The organism is uncultured Phocaeicola sp., assembly GCF_948499155.1.
GTDB lineage: Bacteria > Bacteroidota > Bacteroidia > Bacteroidales > Bacteroidaceae > Phocaeicola > Phocaeicola faecalis.
Map to the genome: position 1 here is coordinate 87815 of NZ_CAOOSE010000002.1, position 14841 is coordinate 102655.

The 14841-nt window shown below is 42.9% G+C and carries 12 protein-coding genes; 5 read left to right on the plus strand and 7 right to left on the minus strand.

The genetic code is table 11. The annotated features are described in order from the left end of the window. Nucleotides 1–28 precede the first annotated feature (28 nt). Nucleotides 29–3925 (plus strand): ATP-binding protein, encoded by a 3897-nt coding sequence (locus QYT14_RS02210; protein WP_288324281.1) that lies wholly within the window; start codon nucleotides 29–31, stop codon nucleotides 3923–3925. A 21-nt stretch (nucleotides 3926–3946) separates the two neighbouring features. On the opposite strand, the gene QYT14_RS02215 is transcribed toward QYT14_RS02210, so the two are convergent. Beyond that, nucleotides 3947–4957, minus strand: coding sequence for an endonuclease (locus QYT14_RS02215; RefSeq protein ID WP_237038902.1), 1011 nt, complete (start codon nucleotides 4955–4957; stop codon nucleotides 3947–3949). 16 nt (nucleotides 4958–4973) lie between these two features. Beyond that, nucleotides 4974–6428, minus strand: a complete 1455-nt coding sequence (locus QYT14_RS02220; RefSeq protein WP_288324280.1) for an aminoacyl-histidine dipeptidase — start codon at nucleotides 6426–6428, stop codon at nucleotides 4974–4976. Nucleotides 6429–6653: 225 nt separating this feature from the next. Here QYT14_RS02220 and QYT14_RS02225 point away from each other — a divergent pair, with 225 nt between their 5' ends. The 3 genes from QYT14_RS02225 to trxA all read left to right on the plus strand — a co-directional run bounded on the left by QYT14_RS02225 (nucleotide 6654) and on the right by trxA (nucleotide 7962). After that, nucleotides 6654–6878, plus strand: a complete 225-nt coding sequence (locus QYT14_RS02225; protein ID WP_237038900.1) for a hypothetical protein — start codon at nucleotides 6654–6656, stop codon at nucleotides 6876–6878. Nucleotides 6879–6906: 28 nt separating this feature from the next. Continuing rightward, nucleotides 6907–7524: an OmpH family outer membrane protein gene (locus QYT14_RS02230; RefSeq protein WP_237038899.1), complete on the plus strand. Its 618-nt coding sequence runs from the start codon at nucleotides 6907–6909 to the stop codon at nucleotides 7522–7524. A 141-nt stretch (nucleotides 7525–7665) separates the two neighbouring features. Next, nucleotides 7666–7962: a thioredoxin gene (trxA, locus tag QYT14_RS02235; RefSeq protein ID WP_237038898.1), complete on the plus strand. Its 297-nt coding sequence runs from the start codon at nucleotides 7666–7668 to the stop codon at nucleotides 7960–7962. A 77-nt stretch (nucleotides 7963–8039) separates the two neighbouring features. Here the strand turns inward: trxA and QYT14_RS02240 are convergent, their stop codons facing one another. Both QYT14_RS02240 and QYT14_RS02245 read right to left on the minus strand, forming a co-directional pair. After that, nucleotides 8040–8591 (minus strand): NADH peroxidase, encoded by a 552-nt coding sequence (locus QYT14_RS02240; RefSeq protein ID WP_005940397.1) that lies wholly within the window; start codon nucleotides 8589–8591, stop codon nucleotides 8040–8042. Nucleotides 8592–8646: 55 nt separating this feature from the next. Next, nucleotides 8647–9075, minus strand: coding sequence for a Fur family transcriptional regulator (locus tag QYT14_RS02245; RefSeq protein WP_288324279.1), 429 nt, complete (start codon nucleotides 9073–9075; stop codon nucleotides 8647–8649). Nucleotides 9076–9245: 170 nt separating this feature from the next. On the opposite strand from QYT14_RS02245, the gene QYT14_RS02250 reads away from it, so the two are divergent. Next, nucleotides 9246–11171, plus strand: a complete 1926-nt coding sequence (locus tag QYT14_RS02250) for an NAD(+) synthase (RefSeq protein WP_237038896.1) — start codon at nucleotides 9246–9248, stop codon at nucleotides 11169–11171. Between the two features lie 187 nt (nucleotides 11172–11358). Here the strand turns inward: QYT14_RS02250 and hisB are convergent, their stop codons facing one another. From hisB to hisD, 3 genes are read right to left on the minus strand one after another with little or no spacing between them, the layout of a single operon-like run. Then, nucleotides 11359–12477 (minus strand): bifunctional histidinol-phosphatase/imidazoleglycerol-phosphate dehydratase HisB, encoded by a 1119-nt coding sequence (gene hisB / locus QYT14_RS02255; RefSeq protein ID WP_288324278.1) that lies wholly within the window; start codon nucleotides 12475–12477, stop codon nucleotides 11359–11361. A 26-nt stretch (nucleotides 12478–12503) separates the two neighbouring features. Then, entirely contained in the window at nucleotides 12504–13544 is a 1041-nt protein-coding gene (gene hisC, locus QYT14_RS02260) for a histidinol-phosphate transaminase (protein ID WP_288324277.1), read from the minus strand. 12 nt (nucleotides 13545–13556) lie between these two features. Then, nucleotides 13557–14837 carry a histidinol dehydrogenase gene (hisD, locus tag QYT14_RS02265; protein ID WP_288324276.1) on the minus strand — a complete coding sequence of 427 codons (1281 nt, stop codon included), beginning with the start codon at nucleotides 14835–14837 and terminating at the stop codon, nucleotides 13557–13559. Between the last annotated feature and the right edge of the window lie 4 nt (nucleotides 14838–14841).

Sequence of the window (14841 nt, forward strand, 5' to 3'; positions counted from 1 at the left end):
ATGTGTCACACCTTAAAATATAATATCTATGACTGAAAGTAACACCCCATTAAATATAGAAAAAGTTATTTCTTTTATAAAAGAAGACATTTTCTCCAAAGATTACCATTGCCCTTATGCAGAAGCAGAAAGCATTTTGAAAAATCTCAAGAAGTTACATGAAGAACATGATTTAAAATGGATTGAGCAAGCGGCCCGATATTATGCTTTATACAGCCACCATCTCCTTCAAGACGAAGCAGAAGACCCCGGATATCATCAAACAGCCTATCGGCTATACACTTGGATAAGTGAAGGGTCACGCTACCTGCAAACAGTCTATCCCGAACAGTTGACCGCCAAACGGGAGGAGATGGAACAGTATATAGAAAGTTTACGCGCCAGACGCAATGCATTGAACCTTATCGGAGACCAGCAGTCAGACTCTTTTATCCGTACGATGCTTTATAAATTGCAGGCAAGTGATTATCTGCTATACGCTTCTCATAAAATAGAAATGTTTCTCTATTTTATGGCCTATGACAAATCCTTGTTGAGAAAGCAATTGCCCATGATTGCCGAAACGATTTATCTGATGAAAAAGAATGGGATGATAAACGACTATCACAACGCTACCCTGCAAAACATATTAAAGCTGGAAATAGAACAATATGAAATCATTATTTCGGAACTTTGGTACACAAATGCACAATGTGTATTGCAAACAAAGATAGAAGAAGCAATCCATCTCATTGTTTTGTCATTGCTCAGCAATAAGGTGCCTTTCGAAGAAACCGATAACACCAGAATCCTGTCTGCACGCATATACAGATACTTGTCAAGACTGGACACTCCCTTTAGTTCTCAGCTGAAAAACAAAGCATACACGATGCTCACCGGTGAAAGTTCTTTGGAAAAAAGACTTGACTGGGAACATCTGTTGAACTTCGAACTGAACCGATTTATAGCTCAAATAGTAAACATACGCATTGACGAGCTTAATATGACTGCCGAACCTCAAGATAACAGATGGCAACAATATAGCAACGGACATAATACACTGACGCTCGATAAGGATGGATTTACGCTCAGTACCCTATTTCCACATACCGCACATACATGGAAAGGCAGAAAAGAAAGAGCGGCACTGATGGAGAACAGGGTTTTTATTGCCTTATTCAGTAAACCTACTTACCTATTCAATAATTGTAAAAGCATTGCTGAGCTGCAACTTTATTGGCATCAGTTGACGGAAGACTATCCTTTATATGAACGCAACCAGTCGGAATGCCCTCAAAACAGTTCTATTTCGGGAACTTCTTCCATCGAGACCAAAGCTATCGATACAAAATATCCTTCCGCAAATGAAGAAATCACCATTGGAATTATCGGGCCGGACCGTACCCGGCAATATATAGAAGGAGTCATACTCGATGAACAATACCGAGGTCTGAAAGCTATTCTTCCATTGACACAAATCAATGCCTGTTACTTTTGCATCGAGAACTTTGAAAACTACTTCTCGAGTAATGATACTTATAAAGTAAAGGTATTAAGCAGCAGTAATGAAGGGGTCAGGGTCTCATTGGCATCGTGCTACAATGAATTTGTATATGCAGAAAATGTAAAAAGGAAAAAGATGCCGGCTATGATTGCCGACAGTGAAGGGAATAAAATAAAATGGCTTCTTATTACAGGAGCTACTGCCACCACCTCTGTCAATAGATGGATTAAGCCCCAGACTGGAGATATATACCAAGTAGAATTTCCGGATAACAACACTTCTCTAAACAATAACATCAACATAGGAAAAGTAAAAGCAGATATCTCTGTGGAAGCGTTCTACCAAGAAGTACACGCTCACTTACAGGAGTTTTTCACCCATCTGCGCGAATATCAAAACAACAATCTTGAACGGCAAATAAAAGAGCAGACACTGAAACTAAAAAACAACCCTTTTGTTAATGCTCTGCAAAAAATAGATATACAGTCTTTCCTCGGTTCGGACGTACCGGAAACCCATACAATGGAAGAGGCGGGAGAAATGGAAGAAAAAACAGAGAAGTCTGGAAAAGCAGAAAATAAAACATGGCTGATAAACGAAAAAGTTGCCACAGAGTTGATTTTCTGTCTTGACCAACTATCCAAAGACTTGAATGAGCCCGATGAGCAATTTAATGCTTATAACTTTCTGCGACTGCTGTGTCTCTTCTCCGGTGAAAAAGAAAAAGCCACTTATTATGAACTGTGTGCCGAATATATTTATGATATCAACCAAATCGCCGTCCTGCCATCCGGTGAACGTTTTTCGCATGACAACATTCAGCGATTCAATATTCTCTTGGCACGCATGGAGCAATTAGGCATCAAACAGTACGGAATTACGTTTGAATTCTGTCAAAAGATTACCCATATCCTCTCTCTAATGGCAGACAATAACACCGACCGTCTGAAACAGCTTATGCAAAGTGAAGACCTGACCATTGCCGAGCTAGCCCGCTATTTTTGCATGAGCACACTCCTTTCCAAAGAAGATGCCGAGCTGCAACATATCATCTACAAAAACATTAACTCCCTGCTTGGCATCAAAGAACAGAAAAAAGAAGAAGCCCCTTCCATCCCTGTTTATTTCGGACACGAAGGAGTAGAACGCGAATTTAAATCATCAGCATTCAGTCACGCCAAAAAAGACGCTCACGAAGATCAAAGTATGGTGTTGGCCCGTGTCATCGCTTCATTTATGAACACCGACGGAGGTACTCTTTATATCGGTGTGAACGATAAAGGATATCTGACAGGAATCCAAGAAGACATGAAGTTGGTACACAACGACTGTGATATTTATCTGCGCACTGTGAATCATAATATAATCTGCCTGCTGGGTGAAGGAAAAGAAGATTATAACCGCTATCAGGAATACATACGTTGCAACTTTCAAGAATACGGCAAAGGACGCATCGTACTGGCTTTCCGCGTAGCCCCCATCAATGAGGCAGTAAAAGTGAACGGTAAGATTTATACTCGTTCGGGAAGTTCGTGTATCTGCAAGCCGGAACAAAATATCCAGGAGTTCATAGCAACACGACGTAATCTGAAATTAGACTCTGTGCCTCGAAAACCGGAATTTCCAACCTTGTTCTCTGTCGAAAGAAACGAATATATCTTTGATGAGTCCACTCCGGTAGCAGCCACTCCCGATGCCCCCGAAAGCAATTCTCATGAGAGTATTTCACTTTCTCTTTTTGACAATCCGCAAGAAGAGGATGTAAATGCGCCTGCCCCAGTCCTTGCAGCACCCACTCCAAAAAAGAAAAAAGCTACTTTCAATATTCAAACATCTGCATTACGCCCCAATCCCCTACAAAAGAAAGCGGAACTGGGCTATAACAGTAATTTCCAATTCATATCATTTTTCAACAATGGTAAAATAGCCGGCTCCGCCAGTCCCAAAATCGGAATATGGGGAGAAGATAGTGGAAAAGTAATCTGTTCGTATGATACAGAAGGAGATGAAGAACTGCTGGTCAGCGTTTTTAAAACAGGAGAAATCGGTATTTCCAACTTGAAAAAAGGTTTTTCACAGCTTAATTCTCCTATTGCCTTTATCGATAATATCAATGAATTGTTCTTTTGCAGTCCGGCGTCAAAAGACAAGTTCTTGCTTTTGATAGCCGAAAAAGACGGAGTCAAACGCTATCGCATTATCCGCCTAAGTGATTTTGACAAGCCTTTGGGGATACAACCCAAACTGTATACCCTTTTGGTTCCGGATAAAGGAGAATACATATTTGCTGAGATATTGGACAAAAATATAATGGAAAAAATAGAAGATGACAAAATAGCACTTAATAGTTTTGACCAATACAATGCCGGACACTACTGGGAACATACCTCTTATAAAAATGGCTTAGACACCATTAGCAAATTATGCAACCTTCCCTACTAAAAGGGAAAGGTTGCATAACCTTTATTTTCCTATTTCAAAATCTACACTTACCGGCAAGTGGTCGCTAAAACCGCCATGATATTTCCTTCCCCAATAAGTACGGAAAGGAATATCACCGCCATATTTTTCGTCTTCTTCCAACAAGAATGGGAATCTCACTATCTGTGCTTTGTCGTAAGAAGTCCGAATGCCGTCATGTCCCTGCAACAGGAAACCGGACACAATCAACTGGTCAAGTACTCCCCACTCGCCACGGTAACGGTAAGTTCCGTCTTTACGGCCGTCCATCAGGTTGTATAACTGTGTAGCTTGCACCTCTCCTTTCGGAGCAACGGCCCCCAAGACTTTGGCTATCGAATTATTGGTAGGATAATCATTGAAATCACCCATAATCAAAATATTGGGATGCCGACGGACGTTCATCAAAGAATCGACCGAAGCATGCAGTATCTGTGCAGTAAACAAACGATAAGGCTCGCTCTTTTCCTCGCCTCCGGAACGTGAAGGCATGTGACAGACAAACACATCCAACGTATCGCCCGACAATACCTGCCCTGCCACATGAAGAATATCACGGGTAGGAGTTCTGTCAATTTCTTCGTGCGGAATACGAATGGAGTTCTTATCCAACAATTTAAAGCTTCCGCGCTGATAAAGCAATGCCACATCAATGCCGCGCTGATCAGGAGAGTCAGTCATGACATATCGGTAACCGGCTTCACGTAACAGTGAATGCTCGGTCAGGTCTTTCATGCAACGGTCGTTTTCCACTTCACACAGACCAACCAAATCCGGTACATCCTTCACGCCTGTCGCCACAATTACTTTGGCTATCTTTTTCAGTTTATCATAGTATCTTGCCTGAGTCCATCCTTTGGCAGCATCAGGCAAGAACTCATAGTCGTTTTTCAATGTATCATGCTGACAGTCGAACAAGTTTTCCACATTATAAAACATGACTCTGAAAGGTTCTTGAGCATAAGCAACCCCGACCCAACAACATACACATAGAAATAGGATGATTTTCCTCATGTCTTATTTATTAGAGTTATTTTTCGGGTACATGCACCAGTACATCCAACAAATGACGCCAGAATTTGTCTACCGTAGGTATCAGCATACGTTCATCCGGCGAATGGACGCCACGCAAAGTCGGTCCAAAAGAAACCATATCCAACGAAGGGTATTTCTCAAGGAACAAACCACATTCCAGTCCGGCATGAATAGCTTTTACTTTCGGCTCCACACCAAATAATTTCTTATAGCTGTTTACGGCAACTTTCAGAATGGGTGAAGACGGATTCGGTTTCCAACCCGGATAACCTTCACCGGTAGTTACTTCAGCACCACCCAGCATAAAAGCAGAACGAATCATTTCGGACATATCCTTGCGGGAAGACAAAATAGAACTACGCTGACTTGTCACAATCTTTATCTTTCCGTCTGCCTGTTTGATAGAAGCCAGATTGGAAGATGTTTCCACCAGTCCGGGGATATCCTGACTCATCGCATACACACCGTTATGAACAGCATAAACCGCTTTCAGCAGACGACCGACGGTTACCATATCAATAGCCTCCTTACAGGGAGCTTCGGAAGACAGCTCGGTTTTCAGATTAGGTTCGGTCACTGCAAATTCATTCTCTATCTCAGCCGTATAGATGTTTAAATCCACACGCACCGACTCTTTATCCTTCATCGGAACCGCACAAAGTGCGCGTGCTTCACGCGGAATGGCATTGTGAAGATTTCCTCCGTCTATTTCACACAAATACATCGGATACTTAGCAGCCAACTGAGTCAGGAAGCGAACCAATAATTTATTGGCATTAGCTCTTCCTTTATTTATATCATCACCGGAATGCCCACCGGTCAAGCCCTTTACTGATACACTAAAATAAAAATAATCCTGTGGTGCAGGAACCGGCTGATAAACAAATTCAGCCGTCGTATTAGCTCCTCCGGCACAACCGATAAACAGTTCACCTTCGTCTTCCGAATCAAGATTAATGAGAATATCTCCACTCATAAAGCCTCCCTTTAATGCAAATGCACCTGTCAATCCGGTTTCTTCGTCTACAGTGAAAAGACATTCCAACGGCCCATGTTCAATATCGGCAGATGCCAATATAGCCAACTCGGTAGCCACGCCTATTCCGTTATCAGCACCCAAAGTTGTACCTTTCGCCTTCAACCATTCTCCATCAATCACAGTCTCGATTGGATCAGTCAGAAAGTCGTGCTCCACATCGCTGTTCTTTTCACAGACCATATCTATATGTGATTGCAGAATCACCGTCTTCAGATTCTCCCTACCCGGAGTTGCCGGCTTCTTAATCAATACGTTTCCGGCTTCATCTGTCTTAGTTTCCAAGCCGTGTTTCTCACCAAATGCTTTTAGATAAGCAATTATTTTCTCTTCCCTTTTTGAGGGACGGGGTACCTGGCATATTTCTTCAAAATAATGAAAAACAGAGGCCGGTTTCAAATCCTTTTTATCCATGTCTATAATTGGTATTAGTGCAAAATCCAATTGTGTTTTTGCAAAAATTAGTTAAATCAGTATCTTTAACTGACTCCTTCCTCTTTTTTAATGGAAAAAGAGAAAGCTAAGTCACTGCAAAAGTCTATATTTGCTCCGCGAATTTAGAGTACGGTTCGGAAATGCTCAAATAAATTTGGCATTTAGCTCACCTTACACTAACTTTGCACCACAAAAATAATAGAAATGCTTGATACTCTCTTTATAACAGTGTTAATAGTTGCTATATGCATAGCATTATTATGTATAGGAATCTTCATAAAAGGAAAATTCCCCAATACACATGTCAGTGGTAACAAAGCACTTCGGAAGAAAGGAATCGGATGTGTGCAGTCGCAGGACCGTGAGGCACAGAAAATAAACAAAAGAGCGATTCCCGAAGTAGAGAAACAAGACAAAGAAGAAGAATAACTAATAAAAAACATACGTAAAAAAGATTATGAAAAGAACAAATTTCATCCTGAATGGATTTTTAGCGTTGGCTACCGTGCTGGTATTTGCACAATGTACCGACAAAAACAACAATGCTTCCACTACTTCTACTGTTGCTCCCGTTGCGGGTGTTGCCGGTTCTTCCAACATGAAGATTGCTTACGTAGAAATCGATTCATTGCTCACCAAATATAGCTTTTGGAACGACTTGAATGAAGCCATGATAAGCAAGGAAGAAAACATCCGTACCACCTTGAATGAAAAAGGCAAAAAACTGGAAGTTGAATTCAGAGAATTTGAACGCAAACTTCAGAACGGAGGTTTCGCAAGCCGTGAACGTGCAGAACAAGAACAGATGCGTTTAATGAAACAACAGCAAGATTTGCAGGCTTTGCAACAGAAGTTAAGTGCAGAACTTGCCGACGAGAACCAAAAGAACAGTTTACAATTGCGTGACTCTATCAACTCATTCCTGAAAATCTATAATCAAAACAAAGGTTATGATTTGATTATCAGCAATACCGGTTTCGACAACTTGTTATATGCAAACCCTGCATACAACATCACTCAGGAAATCATCGACGGACTGAACGCACGTTACACCTCGCCTACAACAAAAAAATAAATCGGGAGTATCCCTATTAAAATAATAAGAATCCGAAATGGCCAAGCTGTTTCGGATTCTTGTTTTTTAGCCTGTCGCTCAACAAAAAGCTTTCTACAGGCGTTTATTATAAAGAATGAATTAATAATGAAAGGAGATAATATGGAAAAATTCGACGATTTAATCACTTCAAATATTCCTGTGCTGGTAGATTTTTATGCAGAATGGTGCGGCCCGTGCAAAATGATGAAACCAATCTTGGAAGATGTAAAAGCAATGAAAGGCGAAAAAGTAAGAGTAGTTAAAGTAGATGTAGATAAACACCAAGAGTTGGCTGCCTACTACCAAATACAATCAGTTCCCACACTCATGATTTTTAAAGATGGCAAGCAGTTGTGGAGACAAAGTGGTGTGCTACAAGCCAGAGAGCTAAGTGAACTGTTAGCACAATACGAATAACCTATGAAGAAGAACAAATAAAAAAGCCGTGCAAAACAAATCTGCACGGCCTTCTTTATTTATAATATAACAACTTGTTATTTCTTGAAATATCTGTTGTACAAGCCTTCGAAACCTTTGCCATGACGAGCTTCGTCTTTAGCCATTTCGTGAACAGTATCGTGGATAGCATCCAAGTTCAGAGCTTTTGCACGAGTAGCAATACGCTTCTTGTCAGCGCAAGCACCTGACTCTGCATTCATTCTCTTTTCCAGGTTAGTCTTAGTATCCCATACACAGTCACCCAGCAATTCAGCAAATTTAGAAGCGTGTTCTGCTTCTTCCCAAGCATATCTCTTGAAAGCTTCAGCAATTTCAGGATAACCTTCGCGGTCAGCCTGGCGACTCATTGCCAAGTACATACCAACTTCTGTACATTCACCCATAAAGTGGTTGTTCAAGTCTTTAATCATTTCTTCATCACAACCTTTAGCAACACCGATTACGTGTTGGTCAGCAAATTCCAAACCACCTTCAGTTTCTACCATTTCGTTAAACTTAGAAGCGGGTGCTTTACACAATGGGCACTTTTCGGGAGCTGCATCACCTTCATGGATATAACCACAAACTGTACAAATAAACTTTTTCATAATTTCTTTTTTATTAGTTAGTCAATATTTTATTTATTAGTCAATCTCAATGTTGTCAACTTACTTCTTTTCCCTGCTCTTTTGCAGCACAAGCCGGACATATTCCTTTGTAGTATTGATGTATTTCTTCAATAAAGAAACCATTCATATCAATACGTTCCACCTGTTTCATTTCGCCACTAAAAGGCAAATCATATATTTTGCCACATTTCTTACATAAAAAGTGAGCGTGCAAAGAGGTTTCCGCATCAAAACACGCATTCTTTTCATCAATTGTAAGCATTAAAGCTGCGCCATGTTCCACAAAGAGCTTCAACGTATTATAAACCGTAGTTTTCGATAAGGTAGGGATATCGTCACACAAAGCCATGTAAATTTCATCGATACACGGATGAGTTTTATGAGTTAGCAAATAGTCCATAATAGCTATTCTCTGCACAGACGGCTTTATATTATAACTGAGTAAATAATCATAAGTCTTCATAGGAGCTTTCTTTCATATTTGTAATTGTTACAACTTTATTTCACGTGCAAAGATATGTACTTTCTAGTAACTAACAAATAATTTCCTTACTTTTTTTTATTTTTTTTCTTTCATGCAATAAATCAATCAGGAATGATTATTTTTGCACCTATATATAATAAGGTATAATTATGAAATATGGTTTTGTAAGAGTAGCGGCGGCTGTTCCGACAGTGAAAGTAGCCGACTGTAAGTTTAACGCACAACAAATTGAAACCCAAATTGCTATTGCTGATGGAAAAGGTGTCCAAATCATTATTTTTCCCGAACTTAGCATTACCGGATATACTTGTGCCGACCTGTTTGGCCAAACATTGTTATTGGAAGAAGCAGAAATAGCTTTAATGCAGATTATGAATAATACCCGACAAATGGATATTATTTCTATCATAGGTATGCCGGTCATCATGAACTCCACATTGCTTAATTGTGCCGTAGTCTGCCAAAAAGGAAAGATTCTGGGTATCGTTCCCAAGACTTATTTACCTAATTATAAAGAATTCTATGAACAACGCTGGTTTACCTCCGCATTGAATCATCCTGATACCAACATACGCCTTTGCGGACAAAACGTACCGGTCAGCGCCAATCTGCTTTTCGATACTCCCGACACTTGTTTCGGCATTGAAATATGCGAAGACATGTGGGCACCTATTCCGCCTAGCTCTTCATTGGCGTTGAAAGGAGCGGAAATCATTTTCAATATGTCGGCCGACAATGAAGGGATAGGAAAACATGCTTATGTACGTTCACTTATCAGCCAGCAATCTGCACGCTGTCTGGCAGGATATGTATTCAGTTCCAGCGGGTTTGGGGAATCTACCACCGATGTGGTTTTTGCCGGCAATGGACTTATCTACGAAAACGGTACCCTATTGGCTGAGTCTGAACGTTTCTCATTCAAAGAGCAACTGGTAATCAGCGAAATAGATGTAGAACGTATTCGTGGCGAACGCTTGACCAATACCACTTTTGCAGCCAACATCGGCAACTGTCCCGGGCGTCCTGCCATCCATATCGGTACCGAATTTGTCAATGCACGCGATTTAACGCTGACACGCGCCATCGAGCCGCATCCATTCGTACCTCAAGGAAGTGAATTAGACCAGCGATGCGAAGAAATATTCGCTATCCAAATAGCAGGTTTGGCCAAACGGCTTGTACATACCAACTGCAAAACCGTAGTAGTGGGTATCTCGGGAGGGCTGGATTCCACTTTGGCATTACTGGTATGTGTCAAGACTTTTGACAAGCTGGAACTTCCGCGCAAAGATATCATCGGCATCACGATGCCCGGTTTCGGCACAACCGACCGCACCTATAATAATGCGCTTCACCTAATGGCTTCATTGGGCGTCACCATCAAAGAAATAAGTATAAAGGAAGCCTGCATCCAGCACTTTAAAGATATCGACCACGATATGACTGTTCATGACGTGACTTACGAAAACGGACAGGCACGCGAACGTACACAAATTCTGATGGATGTGGCAAACCAGCTGGGCGGTTTGGTTATCGGCACAGGCGACCTTTCCGAACTTGCTTTGGGATGGGCTACTTATAATGGTGACCACATGTCCATGTATGGCGTCAATGCCAGCATCCCCAAGACATTGGTGAAATATTTAGTGAATTGGATTGCCTTGAATGGTGTGGACAATGAATCACGCATTACACTGCTGGACATTGTAGACACCCCCATCAGTCCCGAATTGATTCCGGCAGACGAACAAGGCAATATCAAGCAAAAGACAGAAGATTTAGTCGGTCCCTACGAACTGCATGATTTCTTCCTTTACCAATTTCTGCGTTTCGGCTTCCGCCCCGGCAAGATATTCTATCTGGCAAGCCTCGCCTTCCGCGACACATACAACGAAGAAGTCATCAAAAAATGGCTGACCACCTTTTGCCGCCGCTTCTTCCAGCAACAGTTCAAGCGTTCTTGCCTGCCCGATGGTCCGAAAGTAGGTTCCGTCTCTCTCAGTCCACGGGGAGATTGGCGTATGCCCAGCGATGCCAGTGCTGCCATGTGGTTGAAAGAATGCGAGGAGTTATAACTTTTTATCCTTCTACCGACTCATTCGCCAAGCTCTGTCGATGCGTATATCCGCGCAGGCTCACACATACGTTCACGCAGGGCCACACATATATACGCGTAGGCTTACACGAACGTACGTGTAAGCCTATACGTATATACGTGTGGACGCCTGCATATTATCAGTATTTCCGGTACACTCGTCATCGTTAAATGCACCCTTTGCTGGACGGTACCTCAAAATGATAGATATCTCTTCGGACCGCCATCTTCATGGCACGCGCCAGAGCCTTAAAGATGCCTTCTATCTTATGATGTTCATTCTGACCTTCCGCCTTGATATTCAGGTTCATACGCGCTGCATCGCTCAGTGACTTAAAGAAATGGAGAAACATCTCGGTAGGCATCTCTCCTATCTTTTCACGATGAAACTCGGCATCCCATACCAGCCACGCCCGACCGCCGAAGTCCAAAGCCACCTGACAAAGACAATCGTCCATGGGCAGACAATAGCCATAACGTTCAATTCCCCGCTTACTGCCCAATGCCTGATAAATACACTCTCCCAATGCAATGGCCGTATCTTCGATGGTATGATGTTCATCCACCTCCAAATCACCCTTCACGCGGACAGTAAGGTCAATGCCGCCGTGCTTACCAATCTGCTCCAACATGTGGTCAAAGAAACCGAGCCCGGTAGAGATATCGCATTGGCCGCTACCATCCAGATTAAGACGAACCCATATATCTGTTTCTTTCGTTGTACGGCGGACTTCGGCAATACGCTCTCCGGCAAACAGAAATTCTGCTATCTTGTCCCAATCCGTCGTGGCCAACACACAATATGCTTCCAGATTCTTTTCCTTCAGAATCTCTTTATCGTCTTGAAGCAAAATAGCCTTGCAGCCCAAATTCTTGGCCAGTTCCACATCTGTAGCACGGTCGCCGATAACAAAACTGTTCGCAAGGTCATATTCTCCCATCATGTATTTGCCCATCATCCCGGTACGCGGTTTGCGGGTTGGAGCATTGTCTTCGGGAAAGCTGCGGTCTATCAGGATATCATCGAATGTGATACCCTCCCCTTCCAATGTCTTCAGCACCAGATTATGCACCGGCCAGAAGGTGTCTTCCGGGAAAGAATCTGTTCCCAACCCATCTTGGTTGGTAACCATAACAAACTCATAATCCAACTTACTCCGAATGAAGCCCAGATTGCGGAATACTTTAGGACAAAACTCCAGTTTCTCGAACGAATCGAGCTGATAGTCTACCGGCGGTTCCACCACCAATGTACCATCACGGTCTATAAATAATGCTTTCTTCATCTGTTACAATCTTTTTGTTTACCAAGCTACACGGCAAAGGCATTCAGTGCTTCCAGCAACGTATCATTTTCGGGACGAGTACCGATAGTAATGCGTAGGCAGTCACGGCACAAAGAAACGTTGGTGCGGTTGCGTACAATGATTCCTTTGCTTACCAAGTAAGCATATATTTTCTTTGCATCCGTTACTTTTGCCAAGAAGAAATTGGCATCCGTCGGATAAATCTTCTCACAGCACGGCAATTGAATAAACTCATTGATGAGGCGTGCACGCTCTTCCAACAGTGATTTCACCCAACGGTCTACCTCATAATGGCGGTGCATCATGGCAATAGCTTCTTTTTGTGTCAGCAGGTTCACATTATAAGGATACTTTATCTTGCTGAAAATCGAGATAATTTCGGGAGAAGCAAACGCCATGCCCAACCGGATAGCAGCACAGCCCCATGCTTTGGAGAAGGTCTGAAAAACGATAAGATTGGGATACTTCTCCAAAGCAGGCAGGAAAGAAGGTACATCCGAAAAATCGGAATAAGCTTCGTCAATGATAACCAAACCCTGAAAAGCGGATAATGTTTTTTCAATTTCTTCACGGTCCAATGCATTCCCGGTCGGGTTATTGGGCGAACAGAGAAATATTAATTTAGTATCATCATCCGTCGCCGCCAACAGTTTGTCTGCGCTGAACTGATAATTCTCGTCCAGCAAGACTTTACGATACTCCACATCATTCACTTCGGCACACACCTGATACATGCCGTAGGTAGGGTCGATAGCCACCACATTATCCACTCCCGGGCGACAGAAAGCACGATACACCAAATCAATCGCCTCATCGCTGCCATTCCCTAAAAAGATATTCTCCGGTTTGACTTTCTTGACAGGTGCTATCATATTCTTCAGTTCACGCTGCATCGGGTCAGGGTAGCGATTGTTCGGAGTATTGTAGGGATTTTCGTTCGCATCCAAAAAGACAGACGCTTCCGCCCCATTATATTCGTCACGTGCCGATGAATAAGGTTTTAAAGCCCGGATATTGGGGCGCGTCAATTCATTCAACTCTTTCATATAGTCTCTTTTTTACTTTGCTTTTAATCTGACAGTAACAGCATTTTTATGCGCATCCAGCTGCTCGTTGGCCGCCATAACTTCGATGGCGGGACCGATAATCTGAATACCTTCAGGAGTAATTTCCTGAAACGTTATCTTCCGTATAAAACTATCCAGACTCACTCCGCTGTAAGCCTTGGCATAACCGTTTGTGGGGAGCGTATGATTAGTGCCCGACGCATAATCGCCCGCACTCTCGGGAGACAGAGCTCCCAGAAACACAGAACCGGCATTGACGATGCGTTCGGCTTGCTCCGCATAATCCTTGGTTTCGATTATCAGGTGTTCGGGAGCATATTCATTGGTCAAAGCAATTGCCTCATCCATATCTCTGACTAATATCAGTTTGCTGTTGGCCAAAGATTTCTCCGCGATTTCCCAACGGGAAAGCAAAGCCAACTGCCGTTGTACTTCGTATTCCACTTCTTTCATCAGTTTTTCGGAAGTAGTCACCAGTATCGCCTGACTATCCACTCCGTGTTCTGCTTGCGAAAGCAAATCAGCGGCAACAAAGGTGGGATTGGCCGTCTCGTCTGCCAGTACTTCCACTTCTGAAGGACCGGCAGGCATATCGATGGCCACATCACGCAGAGAAACCTGCTGTTTGGCAGCCATCACGTATTGATTGCCGGGGCCAAATATTTTATAGACTTTCGGCACACTCTCCGTCCCGTATGCCATTGCACCGATAGCCTGCACTCCGCCTGCCTTGAATATCTTATTGACTCCCGCCAACTTTGCCGCATAGAGGATGGCAGGATGAATCTTGCTCGCTTTATCGGGAGGAGTACAAAGAACTATTTCTTTGCAACCGGCTATTTGTGCAGGAGTAGCCAACATCAACACGGTAGAGAACAACGGAGCCGTGCCACCGGGAATGTACAACCCGACTTTCTGAATGGCAACCGCCTTTTGCCAGCAAGTGACTCCCGGAACAGTCTGTACTTTCTTTCCTTCAAAACGCTGCGCAGCGTGGAAGGCATGAATATTCTTCTGTGCAAGCATGATAGCAGCTTTCAGTTCGATAGGAACTTCTTTTTCCGCCTCCGCCATCTCCGCTTCAGTCACAGCCAACGAGTCAAGTTTCACTTTGTCAAATCGTTCCTCGTATTCAATGACGGCTTTATCTCCTTCTGCTTTTACGCGGTCCAGCACTTCCTTCACGGTGTCGCGAAGCGTTTCGGTATTGAGGGCAGGACGGCGGAGTATGTCCGCCCATTCTGCTTTATCGGGATATATAATTTTCTTCATAGTC